Consider the following 14,797-nt stretch of genomic DNA (forward strand, 5'->3'; position numbering starts at 1 on the left):
CTTCGGCATGGCGCTCTTGCGCTCGCTCCTCTTCGCTTTGGTCTTCTACGGCTGGACGGTGGTGGCGGTGCTCCTCTCCTTTCCCGTCAGCCTGTTGGGGACTCATGCCCTGCGGTCCTGGGCCCATCTCTGGGCGCGAGCCCACCGCTGGTGTGCGCGCCACATTCTCGGCATCCGCACCCGCGTTGAGGGCGATCCGCCGCGCGGGGCGGTGCTCGTCGCGGTCAAGCATCAATCGATGTACGAGACGCTGGAAATCGTGCTGATGCTCAACGAGCCGGCGATGGTGCTGAAGCGCGAGCTCATCGGCATTCCGCTCTGGGGCTGGGTGGTGCGACGCTATGGCGTCATTCCGGTTGATCGCTCGGCCGGCGCGACGGCGCTCAGGCAGATGATGCGCGCCGCCGAGCAGGCGAGCGCCGAGGGCCGCCCGATCCTGATCTACCCCGAGGGCACACGCGTTCCGCCCGGCGAAACTCCGCCGCTCCAGCCTGGCTTCGCCGGGCTCTACCGCGCACTGAAGCTGCCGGTCGTCCCGGTGGCGCTCGACAGCGGCCGGCTTTCGCCGCGCAACAGCTTCGTCAAGCGGCCGGGAATCGTCACCTTCCGCTTCGGCGAGACGATTCCGCCCGGCCTCAAGCGCGACGAGATCGAATCCCGGGTCCACGCCGCCATCAATGCTTTGGAGACTGGGGCGTGACTCCGGAGCTTGGGATCATCGAAGGCTTTTTCGGCCGCCCCTGGACGTGGGCGCAGCGCGACGAAGCCGTGCGCTTCCTCGGCCCCCACGGCTATCGCTCCTATCTCTACGCGCCCAAGGCCGACGCCTATCTCCGCCGCCGCTGGCAGGAGCCGCACCCGGAGCCCGAGCTGGCGCTGTTGCTCGCGCTGCGCGAGACGTGCCGGCGCGAGGGCGTTCGCTTCGGCATCGGCCTCAGCCCGTTCGAGCTTCACCTCCATCCGGAGCGCGGCTGGCAGGACCGGCTCGCGGCCAAGCTCGCAGCGCTCGCGCACCTGAAGCCCGACGACCTCGCCATCCTGTTCGACGACATGCGCGGCGACGTTCCCGACCTCGCCCAGCGCCAGGCGGCGATCGTTCACTTCGCCGCCGAGCGCAGCGGCGTGAGCCGGATCCTGTGCTGCCCCTCTTATTATTCGGACGATCCGATCCTCGACGTCGCCTTCGGCCAAAGGCCTCCCCTCTATCTCGAGCAGCTCGGCCGCCTGCTCGATCCCGCGATCCGGATCTTCTGGACCGGCGAGGAGGTGTGCAGCCGCGAATTCAGCCCCGGCCACCTCGCGCGAGTCGCCGAGCAGCTTCGGAGAAAGCCCGTGCTGTGGGACAATTACCCGGTCAACGACGGCGCCCGAATGTCGCAGCATCTGCACCTGCGCGCCTTCACCGGCCGCCCGGCCGCGATCGGCGCGCACATTGCGGGGCACGGCGTGAACCCGGCTTCCCAGCCCTTGCTCAGCCGGGTGCCGCTGCTGACTCTGGCCGAAAGCTACGCGCAAGGAGACGCCTATCAATATCGCGCGGCGTTCGACCGCGCGGCCCGAGCGGTGCTCGGCGAGGAGCTTGCCGGGCGCTTGGCGAAGGACGTCCTCACTCTTCAGGACCGCGGGCTCGACCGGCTTGGCGAGCGGCGCGCGGCGCTGCACCTGCGCTATTCGGCCTTCGCCCATCCCGCCGCGCAGGAGATCGTGCAGTGGCTGGACGGCTATTGGAATGTCACCGACGAACTGGTTCAGACGCAGTAGCGAGCCACTCCACCGACTGTCCGTGAGGATGGGTCCAGGCGAGCAGCATATCCTCGCCCGGCCAGGTCCGCAGCCGCAGGCTGAACCGGCCCTCACCCTCATTCTCCTCGTAGCGCAGCCAGGCGAGCGGGGCGCCTGCGCTCGCCGCAGCGCCGACCGCTTCGATATGCCGGGCGATTCGTCCGCGTCGGTCCACGGGGAAGTAATGGTAGGCGACCGAGTGCATCACGACGCGCGCGACGCCGGGCTCGGGCTCCGGCGCGAGCGCGGCCTCGATCCACTCCGCGGCGTCGCCCTGGTCGATCCGCGGCGGCGCGATAGCGGCGATCTCCAGCGCGGACTCGAGGCGGGCGATCCGCTCCGTCTGGTCGGCCCAGACATAGGCGAGCAGCCGCTCGCGTCCGGCGGGCAGCGGAACGGGGTCGAGATCGACGCCCGCGCGGTCCTCGATGGATATCCGCGCGTCGGGCGGGGGCGGGCCCGACCAATCGGGTTTAAGCAACAGCGGCGAGGCCGCGTCGCCCGCCGCGCGGCCGCCGAGGTCGTAGCGATAGCGGTCGAGGTTGAGGTTGAGGCCGGCGCTGGCGCCGAGCTCATAGAGCCGGAGCGGCAGGCCGAACCGGTGAGCGACGACCAGCAGCCCGCTCATCAGCACCGCGGCGCGGCCGACTTCGTTGGTCTGGGGCGGGCCGTCGAGCCAGGCGGCGAGCCTTTCCTCGTCGAGCAGCCGCGACAGCGCGTCCCAGAGCCGATCCGGATGCGGCAGCGGCGCGGGCGGATAGAGCGCCGCCAGGTGGGGCGCCGTGCCGTTCCGGACCAGAAAATGGAGGCCGCCGTAGACCCTAAGCGCGAGCGCGTCGCCGATCGGGGCGGGATTGCCGGGCCACTCCAGGACGCGCCGGCCGATCAGGGTGGTGCGATCGAGCCGCTCTCCCAGCAAGGCGCAGACCAGTCCGGTAAGGGGCGCGAAGAGCGAATCGCAGTAAAAGGCCTGCTGTGCGAAAGCGGCGCGAATGTCCGCTTCGCCCGCCATCAGGCGCGCAAATTCGCCCCGAGCTTTGCAGCGGCGGCGACGATGCGCTCGGAGATGGCCTTGATCTCCTCTTCGGTGAAGCTCTTCTCGCCGGGCTGGAGCGTGACCTCGATCGCCAGCGATTTCCGGCCCTGCGGAACGCCTTGGCCGGTGAAGACGTCGAACAGGCCCACGCCGGCAATCGCCGTCTTGTCCGCGCCGCGCACGGCGCGCAGCAGCTGGTCGGCCGGCAGATCGGCGGTGACGAGGAAGGCGAAGTCGCGCTTCACCGCCTGGAGCGCGGGCGGCGCATAGGCGCTCCGCATATGGCCGGCGCCGCCGCGCTTCTGCGGGATCGCGTCGAGGAAGATTTCCGCCGCGACGACCGGGCCGTCGAGGTCGAACGCCTTGGCGGTCCTGGGATGCAAGGCGCCGAACTCGGCGAGCGCGTTCTTCGGGCCGAGGCACAGGCGGCCGGACTGGCCGGGGTGATAGACTTGGGAGGCCTCGCCCACGACCTGCAGATTGTCGACCGGAGCGCCGGCGGCGGCAAGCAAAGCGAGCGCCTCCGCCTTGGCGTCATAGGCGTCGACCGAACTGCTTTTGCCGCTCCAGTGGCGCGCGGCGCGTGGGCCTGCGAGGACCAGGCCGATCGTCGGCCGCTCGCCCTCATCCAGGTAGCGCCGTCCGATCTCGAACAGGCGCACGCTTTCGGCGCCGCGGGCGATGTTGCGCGCTGCGGCGGCGAGCAGACCGGGCAGGAGCGAAGGGCGCATCGCCTTCATCTCCTCGCTGATCGGATTGGCGAGCAGCCAGGCGGAGCCACCGAAGGGCGCGGCCTCGGCTTCGGAAATGAAGCTCCAGGTGACCGCCTCGTTGAGCCCGCGCGCGGCAGCGGCCCGCCGCGCGTCGCGCTCGACCAGCTGCTCGGCGGTCGCCGTCGGGCGGGCGACGCCGGGCGCGCGCGGCAGCGCGGTCGAAGGGACATTGTCGATGCCCTCGATCCGAACGACCTCCTCGACAAGGTCGGCCGCGCCGTCCACGTCGCGCCGCCAGCTCGGAACCGCGATTTGCCAGACATCGCCCCGAGTCACGGTGAAGCCGAGCCGCTGAAGGATGTCCTGCTGGCGGTCGTCCGGCACGTCGAGGCCGCCGAGGGCGGCGCAGCGGGCGGGATCGTAGGCGATGACCTTGGCCGCTTGCGGAGGCGCGCCGGCGCGGACGACTTGGGACGGCTCGCCGCCCGCCAGATCGATCGCCATCGCCGTCGCCAGCTGCAGCCCATCCTCGAGGAAGGCGGGATCGACGCCGCGCTCGAACCGGCTCCGCGCGTCCGAGAAGAGGGCCAGCTTTTGTCCGGTCAGAGCGATATGCTCGGGATCGAAATAGGCGCATTCGATGAGGATGTCGGCGGTCGCTTCGGTGACTCCGCTATGCTCGCCGCCCATGATCCCGCCGATGTCGTGGACGGCTTCATCGTCGGCGATCACGGTCATCGAGGGATCGAGCCGGTAGCTCTTGCCGTTGAGCGCCAGCACCTCCTCGCCGTCGCGCGCGCGGCGGGCGACGAGCGCGCCTTTCAGGGTCGCCAGGTCGTAGACGTGGAGCGGCCGGCCGTAGGTCAGCATGATGTAGTTGGTGAGATCGACCAGGGCGCTGATCGGCCGCTGTCCGACCGCCTTCAGCCGCCGCTGCAGCCAGTCGGGCGAGGGGCCGTTGCGCACCCCGCGGATGACGCGGCCGTAGAAAGCGGGGCAGCCTTGCGGGTCGTCGGTGCGGATCTCGATCGGACAGGGATAAGTGCCCGCGACCGGCGGCGCCTCGACCGGCTTCAGCGTGCCGAGACCCGCCGCGGCGAGATCGCGGGCGATTCCCTGGACCCCCATCGCGTCCTGCCGGTTGGGGGTGACGGAGACGTCGATCGCCGGGTCGTCGAGCCCGGCCCACTCGGCATAAGCGGCACCGACCGGCGCGTCGACGGGAAGCTCGATGATCCCTTCATGCGCGTCGCCGAGCTCAAGCTCGCGCACCGAGCACATCATTCCGCGGCTCTCGACTCCGCGAATTGCCGCCACCTTCAGCGTCAGGTCGCTGCCCGGCACATAGGCGCCGGGGGCGCCGAACACGCCTTTGAGGCCGGCGCGCGCATTGGGCGCGCCGCAGACGACCTGGATCGTCTCGCCGGTGCCCGCGTCGACCGTGAGCACCTGGAGCTTGTCGGCCTGCGGGTGCGGTGCCGCGGTCAGCACCTCCGCGACGACGAAGGGCGCGAGCTTTTCGGCCGCGTTCTCGACGCCCTCGACCTCGAGGCCGACGCGGGTGAGCGCCGCGACGATTTCGTCCAAAGTCGCATCCGTCTCGAGATGCTCCTTCAGCCACGAAAGGGTGAACTTCATGCGCCGACGCCTCCCGAGAGGGTCGGAACGTCGAGCGCGCCAAAGCCGTAATGCTTCAGCCAGCGAAGGTCGCCGTCGAAGAAGGCGCGCAGGTCGTCCATTCCGTATTTGAGCATCGCCAGCCGGTCGATCCCGCAGCCGAAGGCGAAGCCCTGCCATTCGTCGGGATCGAGCCCGCAATTGGCGAGCACGCGCGGGTGGACCATTCCGGAGCCGAGAAGCTCCATCCAATGGTCGCTGCCGCCGAGCACGCGCCGGCCTTTCTCGATGCGGTAGCCGATATCCACCTCGGCCGAGGGCTCGGTGAAGGGGAAGTAGGACGGTCGCAGCCGAAGGACGATGTCGTCGCGCTCGAAAAAGGCCTTGAGGAAGGTCTCCAGAGTCCATTTGAGATGGCCGAGCGTGATTCCGCGATCGATTACCAGCCCCTCCACCTGATGGAACATCGGCGTGTGGGTCGCATCGCTGTCGGAGCGGTACACGCGGCCCGGCGCGATCAGGTAGAGCGGCGGCTTCTGCGTCTGCATGGCGCGGATCTGCACCGGCGAGGTGTGGGTGCGCAGAAGCATCGGGCGGCCGCTTTCGTCCGCCCGGTCGAAGTAGAAGGTGTCGTGCATCGCCCGCGCCGGATGGCTTTCGGGGATGTTGAGCGCTGTGAAATTGTGCCAGTCGTCCTCGATCTCGGGGCCGGTCGCGACCGAGAAGCCGAGATCGGCGAAGATTTCGGCCAGCTCGTCGAGCACCTGGCTGATCGGATGGACGCTGCCCTCGGCCGAAAGCGCGACCGGCAGCGTCATGTCGATCCGCTCGGTCGCCAGCCGGCGCTCGAGATCGGCCTCCTCAAGCGCGTTCTTCCGCGCCGCAAGCGCCTCGGTCACCGCCTCGCGCAGGCCGTGGATTCGCGGCCCCTCGGCCTGGCGCTCCTCGGGCGACATGGCGCCGAGGGTCTTGAGCAGTCCCGTCACGGCGCCCTGCTTGCCCAGAGCCGCGACTCGCGCCGCCTCGAGCGCCGGCAAATCAGCCGCCGCTTCGATCCGGCCGAGCCAGTCGTCTTTCATAACGTCGAGGTCGCTGCCCATGCCTCGCCCCTAGAGGAGAAAGGGAGCGCATGAAAACCCCCGAGCATTGGGCTAGAGATGGCGCATGAACGCGTGGCCCGTCCTTACCGCCGACGATCGGCCGACGATCGTCGCGCTGCACCTCTTCTCTCAGGTGGTGGGGAAGGTGCCGACGGCGCTGTCGCCATGGCGCAACCATGGCTGGCACCTGACTCTTCACGTGACCCCGCGCGGCCTGATCACCGAGCCGATCCATTCCAAGGCTGGCACGTTCACGCTCGGCTTCGATCTCGTCGATCACGCGCTGGTGCTGGAGGACGCGCAGGGACGCCGGGCAGTCCCGCTGGCGCCGATGTCGGTTGCCGATTTTCACGCCAGGGGACTCGCGATGCTGTTGGAGGCGGGCCACGACGTCCGTATCTACGCCGTTCCCAACGAAGTCGAACCTGCCACTCCCTTCGCTGCCGACCGGGAGCCTCGCGCCTACGATCGGGACACTGCCCGCCGTCTCCACGGCGCCCTGCTCCAGGCGGACCGGGTCTTCCGGCTGTTCCGCTCGTCCTTCCTCGGCAAGGTGAGCCCGGTCCACTTCTTCTGGGGCAGCTTCGATCTCGCCGTCACCCGCTTCTCGGGCCGGAGGGCGCCGCTCCATCCCGGCGGCATTCCCAACCTGCCCGACGACGTGACCCGCGAGGCCTATAGCCACGAAGTGTCCAGCGCCGGCTTCTGGCCCGGCGGAGCGGGCGCTCCGGGCGGGCCGTTCTTCTATTCCTACGCCTATCCGCAGCCCTCCGGCTTCGGGGAGGCCGATGTCGCTCCGGGCGAGGCCCGTTTCGACCCCGCTTTGGGCGAGTTCGTGCTCGACTACGAAGAGGTCCGCGGCGCACCCGACCCCGATTCGGCGCTCCTCGCCTTCCTGGAATCGACCTACGCGGCGGCCGCGGACCTCGCCGGCTGGGACCGCGCGGCGCTCGACTGCGCGCCCGGCCGGCCCGGCGTGCCGCGCCCCGTCTGAGCTATTCGCCGATATAATTTCCGGGCCTGAAGAGATCCTCGATGAAGGCGCGGCCGACTCCGCCCTCGTTGGCGAAGGCCTGGAGCAGCTGGATCGTGCGAAGCGCCGCATCGTCGTAATACCAGTTCGCGTCGGCGAAATTGCAATTCTCGAAGCGCGGCAGGCCGCCGCCGCCATAGCGCAGCTGCGCGCCGTCGAAGGTGCAATCGAAAAAGGCGGTATCGTCCACCCGCACCTGTTCGCCGCCAGTGAAGGTGCGGCCGCGCACGTCTGCCATCGTCGAATTCTCCTTGAAGGTTTGGGCTTAGACGGTGAAGCTCTCGCCGCAGCCGCAGGCGCCCTTGGCGTTGGGATTTTCGAAGACGAATCCGGCAACGAAATCGTCCTCGCGCCAGTCCATCGTCGATCCGACGAGATAGAGGACCGACGCGCCGTCGATATAGAAGGCGCCGCCCGGCGTCTCGATCTTCTCGTCGAACTTCGCCTCCTCGGTGACGTAATCGACCGAGTAAGCGAGGCCCGAACAGCCGCGGCGCGGGGTCGACAGCTTGACCCCGATCGCGCCCTCGGGCGCGCGCGCCATCAATTCGGCGACGCGGGCCTCGGCGGCTGGAGTGAGGGTGACGGCGGCGGGTCGGGCTCTCTGCTGCACCGTCATCTCCCGATGCCCCTCTGATCCGTTCGTGTCGAGCGAAGTCGAGACACCCCTTCGAGCGGCAGCGAGAAAGAGCCTCGGCTTCGCTCGGCGGGGTCCCTCGACTTCGCTCGGGACGAACGGGTTAGGGCGTGCGGTCGCACCATCACAACATCCCCAGTTCAAGCCGGGCCTCGTCGGTCATCTTCTGCGGGTCCCAGGGCGGCTGCCAGACCAATTCGACCTCGGCATCGCCGATGCCCGGCACCGCGCCGACCCGAAGCTCGACCTCGCCGGGCATGGACTCGGCGACGGGGCAGTGCGGCGTGGTCAAAGTCATCTTGATCCGGGCGTGATGCTCGGGAGTGATCTCGACGTCGTAGATCAGCCCGAGATCGTAGATGTTGACCGGGATTTCGGGGTCGTAAATGTCCTTCAGCGCGGCGATCACCTGCTCGTAGAGGTCGCCGCCAGGCTCGGCCGGCGTTGGCTCGGCCGAGGGCGGCGGCCTGGAGAGGAAGCCTTCGAGATAGTCGCGCTTGCGCTCATAGCCCTCGCGCACGTCCTCGACGCGCGCCTTGGGCGGCGGCGCGACGCCTTCGACCTCCTCGACCTCGATCTTGCGTTCCTGCTCCATCACACGATGCTCACCCGAAGATCCTCGTTACCCGTTCGATTCCGCGCACCAGCGCCTCGATGTCGCGCGGCCCGTTATAGACTCCGAAGCTGGCCCGCGCCGTCGCGTCGACCCCCAGCGCGGCCATCAGCGGCTGGGCGCAATGATGGCCGGCGCGGACCGCGACATGCTCCTCGTCCAATATGGTGCCGACGTCGTGCGGATGAACCCCCTCGACCGCGAAGCTGACGATGCCGGCCGAATTCTCGGGGCCGAACAGGCGCACCGAATTGAGGCCGCGCAGGGCGTCGCGCGTCTCGCGGACCAGGGCGGCCTCGTGGGCGCGGATCGAGCCGAGGCCGATGCCGTCGACATAGTCGATCGCCGCGTGCAGGCCGACAACGCCGACGACGTGCGGAGTCCCCGCCTCGAACCGGGCCGGCGGCGGGGCGTAGGTGGTGCGATCGAACGTCACCCTGTCGATCATCGCTCCGCCGCCCTGCCAGGGCGGCATGGCCTCGAGGATCTCCGCGCGCGCCCAGAGCACACCGATGCCCGTGGGGCCGTAGAGCTTGTGGCCGGAGAAGACGTAGAAATCGCAATCGAGATCGCGGACGTCGACCGGCATGCGCGGCACCGCCTGGCAGCCGTCGAGCAGCAGCTTCGCGCCGACCGAATGGGCGATATCCGCGGCGCGCTTCGCGTCGAGCGTGGAGCCGAGCACGTTGGAGACGTGGGCGAGGGCGACCAGCTTGTGCTCGGGCCGGATCATCGCCGCCATCGCGTCGAGGTCGATGCGATGATCGTCGGTCAGTGGAACGACGTCGATCTCCGCTCCCGTCATCTGCCAGGGGACGATGTTGCTGTGGTGCTCGAGCGTCGAGAGCAGAATCCGGTCGCCGGGCTTGAGGTGGTCGCGGCCCCAGCTCTGCGCGACGAGGTTGATCCCCTCGGTCGCGCCGCGGACGAAGACGATCTCCTCCGCCGCGGCGGCGCCGATGAAGCGGGCGACCCGGGCGCGGCTGGCCTCGAAGGCGAGCGTCATCTCCGCCGAGCGCTGATAGACGCCGCGATGGACGGTCGCGTAGGTCTCGCCATAGGCGCGGGCGACCGCGTCGATCACCATTTTGGGCTTCTGCGCGGTCGCCGCGCTGTCGAGATAGGCCCAGCCTTCGGGGATCGCCGGGAAGTCGGCGAGCCAGTCGAGCGGGCGGGTGGAAGCTGCCATGTCCACTTCACCCCTCCCCTTCAGGGGAGGAGACGGGGGTGGGGGATGTGGACGAGACGCCGTGCTGCGTGACAGGCCCCACCCCAACCCCTCCCCTGAAGGGGAGGGGCTTGGCTCCTCCGAACCACTCCTCGGCATCCGCGTAGAATGTCGCGCGCACCTCCTCCTCCCCGATCCGGTCGAGCGCGTCGGCGACGAAGGCGCGGGTCAGGAGGCTCTTCGCTTCGGCGGGCTCGACGCCGCGGCTTTCGAGGTAGAAGAGCGCGCCCCGGTCGAGCTCGCCGACCGTCGCGCCGTGCGCGCATTTGACGTCGTCGGCGAAGATTTCGAGCTCGGGCTTGGCGTTGATTACTGCCGAGCGGGCCAGAAGGAGCCCCTTGAGGCTCTGCTCGGCGTCGGTCTTCTGCGCACCGCGCGCGACCTCGACCCGGGCAGCGACCGAGCAGGCGGAACGGTCGTCCGCCACCGAGCGCCAGACCTGGCGGCTCACGCCGTTCGGCACCGCGTGGCGGATGACGAGGTTGGCATCGTGCCGCTGACGGCCGCGGGCGAGCAGCGCGCCACCGGCCTCGGCATAGGCCTCCTCCCCAGTGAGGAGAATCTCGCCGTCGAGCCTGGTGTCTGCGCCGCCCGCCGCGAGCATGGTCGTCGTCAGGCTCGCGCCCGCGCCCAATTCCGCCTGGTCGGTGAGGCTGACGAAGCCGCTTTCCCCAAGCAGCCGCCGGCTCAGCATCAGCCGGGCGCTCTTGCCGAGGCGGATCGCGGTCAGGCGGTTGGCCCAGCCCTGGCCGACGAAGGTCTCGACCACCGAGCATTGCGCGTCGGCATCGAGCACCATCTCGGCCGCGAGATGGTCGGCGGCGCCTGTCGAGACGTGGACGATCTGGACGAGGCCGGGCGCCGCCTGATCCCGCCCGAGACGCAGCGACCAGCCGCTCTTGCCCGCGAGGCCGCCGAGCGGATGGCGGGTCTCGATGTTGAGCGGGGCGAATTCGACGTCGCCGGAGCGCAGAGCGCCGTCGACGAACAGCAGCCGCACGCCCTTGTCGCAATCGATCCAGGGCAGCGCGTCCGGAACCTTCCCCGAGGGCGCCGCCTCAGCCAGCGCCGGAAGCGCGGAGAGATCGCTCCAGCGCCAGCCTTCCGTGCGGTTCGAGGGAAGGTCGAGGGGCATCAGGCGCGCCCGAACCTGAACGGAAGTTTCCGAAGTTTCCGGTTCCCTGGGGCAAAAAAAGTCACGGACCCGAGCGCGCCGCCAGTCCCTGTTTGCAGGCCTGGGCGACGGTCGCGCATCGGAGCGATGTAAGCACGATTCGGGGCATGTAGGAAAGGGGCCGCAAACTCCTCCCCGGAACGGCGAGGGGGACCGCGACGCGAAGCGGCGTGGTGGTGGGGTCGACGGCGCAAGCGGGCGTGGCAAGGCCCCGACCCCTCCACCATGCTTCGCACGGTCCCCCTTCCCGTTCCGGGGAGGAATTGGAAGGCCGCGCTCACGCAGCGATCTCCCCATAGCCTTCGCGCTCGAGCTCGTGGGCGAGCTCGGCGCCGCCGGAGCGGACGATCCGGCCGCCGGCGAGGACGTGGACGAAATCGGGCTCCACGATGTCGAGCAGGCGCTGGTAGTGGGTGATCAGCAGCACGGCCTTGTCGGGCTTGCGCATGATCCGGTTGATCCCTTCGCCGACGATTCGCAGCGCGTCGATGTCGAGGCCGGAATCGGTCTCGTCGAGGATGGCGAGCCTCGGATCGATGATCCCCATCTGGACCATCTCGTTTCGCTTCTTCTCACCGCCAGAGAAGCCGACGTTGACGCTACGCTTCATCATCTCGAAATCGAGCCCGAGCGCGTCGGCCTGGGCGCGGGCGAGGCGCAGGAAATCGCCCGCCGACAATTCCGCCTCGCCGCGCGCGCGGCGCTGGGCGTTGAGCGCGGTGCGCAGGAACTGGACGCCCGAGACGCCGGGAATCTCGACCGGGTACTGGAAGCCGAGAAACATGCCGTTGGCCGCTCGCTCGTGCGGCTCCAGCGCGAGCAGGTCGATAGGCTCACTTGTGCTCCGGCCAAGGCCGGAGCCCTGCTCGCCCGCGCCCGAAGCCTGCGACGAAACGCTCCGGCCTTCGCCGGAGCACGCAGGCGGAGTAAAGATCACCGAGCCTTCGGTCACCTCATAGCCCGGCCGCCCGGCGAGCACGTAGGACAAAGTCGACTTGCCCGACCCGTTCGGCCCCATGATCGCATGGATCTCGCCAGGATTCAGCGCGAGGCTGATTCCCTTGAGGATCGCCTTGCCGTCGACATTGGCGTGGAGGTTTTCGATTTGGAGCATCACTTATCCTTGGGCGCCGCGTCTTCGCCGGGCGTGGCGGGCACCGTGGCCTCGATCAGATAGTCGCTGTCGAACCGATCGAAGGCGCGCCGCACCGCCGCCTGCGCGTTGGCCTGACCGCCATACAGCCGGTTGTCGGTCTGCAATTCGAGCGCCCGCGCAAGCTGCTGCGCGCGCACCTCGCGGCAGCCGGCCAGCGCGTCCTGATTTGCCTGGCGGAGCATCTGCGGATCGGCGCCGTCGAAGCGCGGATCGCCGTTCAGGCGACCGCTGACGCAAGCCGCATAAGTCTGGAATGCGGGCATGATCTGATAGGGGATGTCGATCGGCGCCATCGCTTCGCGCCGCGCCGCGGCTCCAGCGCCATAGCGGCGTTCCTCGTCCAGAATCTCGGGCATGTCGCGCATCTGCTGCTCCGATTCCCGGAAGACGCGGTGAACCTCGGCGGCGCGATAAGCTGACTCGCGATAATCACGCTCTCGGGAGAGCAGCCGGTCCGCCTCGGCAAGCGTAGTCCGCCTCGTGTGGCCGCAGGCGTCAATCGAATCCTCGACAGCGTCCCGGTAGCGTTGGCGATCGGCCGTGCTCATGCCGCCGCGCTGGTCCATCTCCCGCCTGAGGCAGAGCATGTAACGTTCAACCGGCGGCGCGATCGGATTGGGGATCTCGACGCCGTCATGAGGAACGTTCGGCCTCGCAACGGCAGGAGAGGCCTGGGCGAGCAGCAGCGCGGCAACAAGGATCATCCGACGCTCCCCTCAAGGCTGATCCCCAGCAATTTCTGCGCCTCGACCGCGAACTCCATCGGCAGCTGCTTGAGCACCTCGCGGGCGAAGCCGTTGACGATCAGGGCGACCGAATCCTCCGCGCTGAGGCCGCGCGACATCGCGTAGAAGAGCTGGTCGTCGCTGATCTTCGAGGTGGTCGCCTCATGCTCGATCTGCGCGGTGGGGTTGCGAACCTCGATATAGGGCACGGTGTGGGCGCCGCATTGGTCGCCGAGCAGCAGTGAATCGCACTGGGTGAAGTTGCGCACGTTCTCGGCGCCGCCGTTGACCCGGACGAGGCCGCGATAGGTGTTGTTCGACTTGCCGGCGCTGATCCCCTTGGAGACGATCGTCGAGCGGCTGCCGGCGCCGATGTGGATCATCTTGGTGCCGGTATCGGCCTGCTGGCGATTGTTGGTGACCGCGACCGAATAGAATTCGCCGACGCTGCCCTCGCCCTTCAGGATGCAGGACGGATATTTCCAGGTAATCGCGCTTCCGGTCTCGACCTGGGTCCACGAGACCTTCGAGCGCGCTCCGGCGCACATCGCCCGCTTGGTGACGAAATTGTAGATGCCGCCCTTCCCCTCGGCATCGCCCGGATACCAGTTCTGGACGGTGGAGTATTTCACCTCCGCATCCTCGTGGGCGTAGATCTCGACCACCGCCGCGTGGAGCTGGTTCTCGTCGCGCATCGGCGCGGTGCAGCCTTCGAGGTAGGAGACGTAGCTGCCCTTGTCGGCGACGATCAGCGTGCGCTCGAACTGGCCGGTATTCTCGGCGTTGATCCGGAAATAGGTGGAGAGCTCCATCGGGCAGCGCACGCCTTCCGGCACGTAGACGAAGGTGCCGTCGGAAAAGACCGCGCTGTTGAGGCACGCGAAATAATTGTCTCGCTGGGGGACCACCGAGCCGAGATATTGGCGGACCAGATCCGGATAGTCGCGGATCGCCTCGGAGATGGAGCGGAAGATGACCCCGGCCGCTTCCAGCTCCTTGCGGAAGGTGGTGGCGACCGAGACGCTGTCGAACACCGCGTCCACCGCAACCTTGCGCGCGCCCTCGACTCCGGCGAGCACCTTCTGCTCCTCGATCGGGATTCCGAGCTTTTCGTAGACTCGCAAAATCTCGGGATCGAGCTCGTCGAGGCTGGCGAGCTTGGGCTTGGCCTTGGGCGCGGCGTAATAATAAGCGTCCTGGAAATCGATTTCGGGGATGTCGAGCTTGGCCCAGCTCACCTCCTCCATCGTCAGCCAGGCGCGATAGGCCTTGAGCCGCCAGTCGAGCATCCACTCCGGCTCCTGCTTCTTGGCGGAGATGAAGCGGACGGTGTCCTCATCGAGGCCCTTGGGCGCGAACTCCTGCTCGATGTCGGAGGTGAAGCCCCATTCGTAGGTCGAGGCGCGGTCGACCGCGTCCTGGGCTTCCTTGTTGCGCACCTCGCTCATCGCGCTTGTTCCCCGGCGAAGGTCGGGGTCCAGGACTTCGTCCCGGCCTGGGCCGGGGAGCGGGACAATTGTGCCAGCGATACCCCCGCCAGTGCGCCGCGCACCGCGTGGTTGACGACACCCATGTGGGGGCGGACCTGGCAGGCCCCTTCGAGGACACAATCGTGGCGCTCCGAGTCGACGCAGCTGGTCATCTCGATGGGTCCTTCGACCGCCTCGACGATGTCGGCGAGGCTGATCGCGGCGGGAGGCCGCGCGAGGCGGACTCCGCCCCCGGTGCCGCGGCTCGATTCGAGCAGGCCGGCGGTCGACAGGCGGCTGACCAGCTTCTGCGCGGTGGGGAGCGGGATGCCGGTCTCGGCGGCGAGCGTCGTCGCGTTGACCTTCGGGCGCTTTCCGTTGGACGCCGGCACGAGCCCGGCTTGGCCGCAATGGCGCGCGGCGGCCGACATCATCACGACGGCATAATCGGCGAGGCTGGACAGGCGCATGGGCTCGGGCTCAATCGGATCGATTCGTTCCGATTGGACCTTTG

At 68.6% G+C, this 14,797-nt stretch carries 15 protein-coding genes and 1 pseudogene; 4 read left to right on the forward strand and 12 right to left on the reverse strand.

All coding sequences use genetic code 11. From position 1 onward, the window contains the following. Positions 1-7: 7 nt before the first annotated feature. A complete protein-coding gene (locus tag E6G92_11985) occupies positions 8-700 on the forward strand; it encodes a 1-acyl-sn-glycerol-3-phosphate acyltransferase (GenBank protein ID TMJ20427.1) in 693 nt (230 codons plus the stop codon). Beyond that, on the forward strand, positions 697-1,761 hold the full coding sequence (locus tag E6G92_11990) for a hyaluronidase (GenBank protein ID TMJ20428.1): 1,065 nt from the start codon (positions 697-699) through the stop codon (positions 1,759-1,761). Before E6G92_11985 ends, E6G92_11990 begins: the two co-directional genes overlap by 4 nt. Here the strand turns inward: E6G92_11990 and E6G92_11995 are convergent. From E6G92_11995 to pheS, 3 genes are read right to left on the reverse strand one after another with little or no spacing between them, the layout of a single operon-like run. After that, entirely contained in the window at positions 1,733-2,794 is a 1,062-nt protein-coding gene (locus E6G92_11995; protein ID TMJ20429.1) for a DUF2332 family protein, read from the reverse strand. The two genes, E6G92_11990 and E6G92_11995, sit on opposite strands and share 29 nt — an antisense overlap. Next, positions 2,794-5,169 (reverse strand): phenylalanine--tRNA ligase subunit beta, encoded by a 2,376-nt coding sequence (locus E6G92_12000; GenBank protein TMJ20430.1) that lies wholly within the window; start codon positions 5,167-5,169, stop codon positions 2,794-2,796. Before E6G92_12000 ends, E6G92_11995 begins: the two co-directional genes overlap by 1 nt. Further along, complete coding sequence (gene pheS / locus E6G92_12005; GenBank protein ID TMJ20431.1) at positions 5,166-6,248, reverse strand: phenylalanine--tRNA ligase subunit alpha; 1,083 nt, start codon at positions 6,246-6,248, stop codon at positions 5,166-5,168. The genes E6G92_12000 and pheS overlap by 4 nt, the downstream gene beginning before the upstream one ends. A 64-nt stretch (positions 6,249-6,312) precedes the next feature. Here pheS and E6G92_12010 point away from each other — a divergent pair, with 64 nt between their 5' ends. Next, positions 6,313-7,242 (forward strand): hypothetical protein, encoded by a 930-nt coding sequence (locus tag E6G92_12010; protein ID TMJ20432.1) that lies wholly within the window; start codon positions 6,313-6,315, stop codon positions 7,240-7,242. Position 7,243: 1 nt separating this feature from the next. On the opposite strand, the gene E6G92_12015 is transcribed toward E6G92_12010, so the two are convergent. The 5 genes from E6G92_12015 to E6G92_12035 all read right to left on the reverse strand — a co-directional run bounded on the left by E6G92_12015 (position 7,244) and on the right by E6G92_12035 (position 10,894). Further along, entirely contained in the window at positions 7,244-7,519 is a 276-nt protein-coding gene (locus E6G92_12015) for a hypothetical protein (protein TMJ20433.1), read from the reverse strand. A gap of 27 nt (positions 7,520-7,546) precedes the next feature. Continuing rightward, positions 7,547-7,900, reverse strand: coding sequence for an iron-sulfur cluster assembly accessory protein (locus E6G92_12020; GenBank protein TMJ20434.1), 354 nt, complete (start codon positions 7,898-7,900; stop codon positions 7,547-7,549). A 142-nt stretch (positions 7,901-8,042) separates the two neighbouring features. Next, entirely contained in the window at positions 8,043-8,513 is a 471-nt protein-coding gene (locus E6G92_12025) for an SUF system Fe-S cluster assembly protein (protein TMJ20435.1), read from the reverse strand. Between the two features lie 10 nt (positions 8,514-8,523). Continuing rightward, complete coding sequence (locus E6G92_12030) at positions 8,524-9,720, reverse strand: cysteine desulfurase (GenBank protein TMJ20436.1); 1,197 nt, start codon at positions 9,718-9,720, stop codon at positions 8,524-8,526. 7 nt (positions 9,721-9,727) lie between these two features. Further along, entirely contained in the window at positions 9,728-10,894 is a 1,167-nt protein-coding gene (locus E6G92_12035) for a SufD family Fe-S cluster assembly protein (GenBank protein TMJ20437.1), read from the reverse strand. A gap of 100 nt (positions 10,895-10,994) precedes the next feature. Here E6G92_12035 and E6G92_12040 point away from each other — a divergent pair. Beyond that, positions 10,995-11,194 (forward strand): annotated as a pseudogene (locus E6G92_12040) (hypothetical protein). A gap of 16 nt (positions 11,195-11,210) precedes the next feature. Here the strand turns inward: E6G92_12040 and sufC are convergent. From sufC to E6G92_12060, 4 genes are read right to left on the reverse strand one after another with little or no spacing between them, the layout of a single operon-like run. After that, a complete protein-coding gene (gene sufC, locus E6G92_12045; GenBank protein TMJ20438.1) occupies positions 11,211-12,047 on the reverse strand; it encodes a Fe-S cluster assembly ATPase SufC in 837 nt (278 codons plus the stop codon). Continuing rightward, positions 12,047-12,793: a hypothetical protein gene (locus tag E6G92_12050; protein TMJ20439.1), complete on the reverse strand. Its 747-nt coding sequence runs from the start codon at positions 12,791-12,793 to the stop codon at positions 12,047-12,049. The genes sufC and E6G92_12050 overlap by 1 nt, the downstream gene beginning before the upstream one ends. After that, on the reverse strand, positions 12,790-14,262 hold the full coding sequence (sufB, locus tag E6G92_12055; protein TMJ20440.1) for a Fe-S cluster assembly protein SufB: 1,473 nt from the start codon (positions 14,260-14,262) through the stop codon (positions 12,790-12,792). The genes E6G92_12050 and sufB overlap by 4 nt, the downstream gene beginning before the upstream one ends. Continuing rightward, positions 14,259-14,753: an Rrf2 family transcriptional regulator gene (locus tag E6G92_12060; GenBank protein TMJ20441.1), complete on the reverse strand. Its 495-nt coding sequence runs from the start codon at positions 14,751-14,753 to the stop codon at positions 14,259-14,261. The genes sufB and E6G92_12060 overlap by 4 nt, the downstream gene beginning before the upstream one ends. Between the last annotated feature and the right edge of the window lie 44 nt (positions 14,754-14,797).

The organism is Alphaproteobacteria bacterium, assembly GCA_005883305.1.
Lineage (GTDB): Bacteria > Pseudomonadota > Alphaproteobacteria > Sphingomonadales > Sphingomonadaceae > Allosphingosinicella.

Bases quoted from the DNA above. Each gene is read 5' to 3' on its own strand.
- E6G92_11985 (TMJ20427.1), top strand. From the start codon at position 8: ATGGCGCTCTTGCGCTCGCTCCTCTTCGCTTTGGTCTTCTACGGCTGG.
- E6G92_12015 (TMJ20433.1), bottom strand. From the start codon at position 7,519: ATGGCAGACGTGCGCGGCCGCACCTTCACTGGCGGCGAACAGGTGCGG.
- E6G92_12030 (TMJ20436.1), bottom strand. From the start codon at position 9,720: ATGGCAGCTTCCACCCGCCCGCTCGACTGGCTCGCCGACTTCCCGGCG.
- E6G92_12000 (TMJ20430.1), bottom strand. From the start codon at position 5,169: ATGAAGTTCACCCTTTCGTGGCTGAAGGAGCATCTCGAGACGGATGCG.
- E6G92_12010 (TMJ20432.1), top strand. From the start codon at position 6,313: ATGAACGCGTGGCCCGTCCTTACCGCCGACGATCGGCCGACGATCGTC.
- sufB (TMJ20440.1), bottom strand. From the start codon at position 14,262: ATGAGCGAGGTGCGCAACAAGGAAGCCCAGGACGCGGTCGACCGCGCC.
- sufC (TMJ20438.1), bottom strand. From the start codon at position 12,047: ATGCTCCAAATCGAAAACCTCCACGCCAATGTCGACGGCAAGGCGATC.
- E6G92_12020 (TMJ20434.1), bottom strand. From the start codon at position 7,900: ATGACGGTGCAGCAGAGAGCCCGACCCGCCGCCGTCACCCTCACTCCA.
- E6G92_12060 (TMJ20441.1), bottom strand. From the start codon at position 14,753: ATGCGCCTGTCCAGCCTCGCCGATTATGCCGTCGTGATGATGTCGGCC.
- E6G92_12035 (TMJ20437.1), bottom strand. From the start codon at position 10,894: ATGCCCCTCGACCTTCCCTCGAACCGCACGGAAGGCTGGCGCTGGAGC.
- E6G92_12025 (TMJ20435.1), bottom strand. From the start codon at position 8,513: ATGGAGCAGGAACGCAAGATCGAGGTCGAGGAGGTCGAAGGCGTCGCG.
- E6G92_12050 (TMJ20439.1), bottom strand. From the start codon at position 12,793: ATGATCCTTGTTGCCGCGCTGCTGCTCGCCCAGGCCTCTCCTGCCGTT.
- pheS (TMJ20431.1), bottom strand. From the start codon at position 6,248: ATGGGCAGCGACCTCGACGTTATGAAAGACGACTGGCTCGGCCGGATC.
- E6G92_11995 (TMJ20429.1), bottom strand. From the start codon at position 2,794: ATGGCGGGCGAAGCGGACATTCGCGCCGCTTTCGCACAGCAGGCCTTT.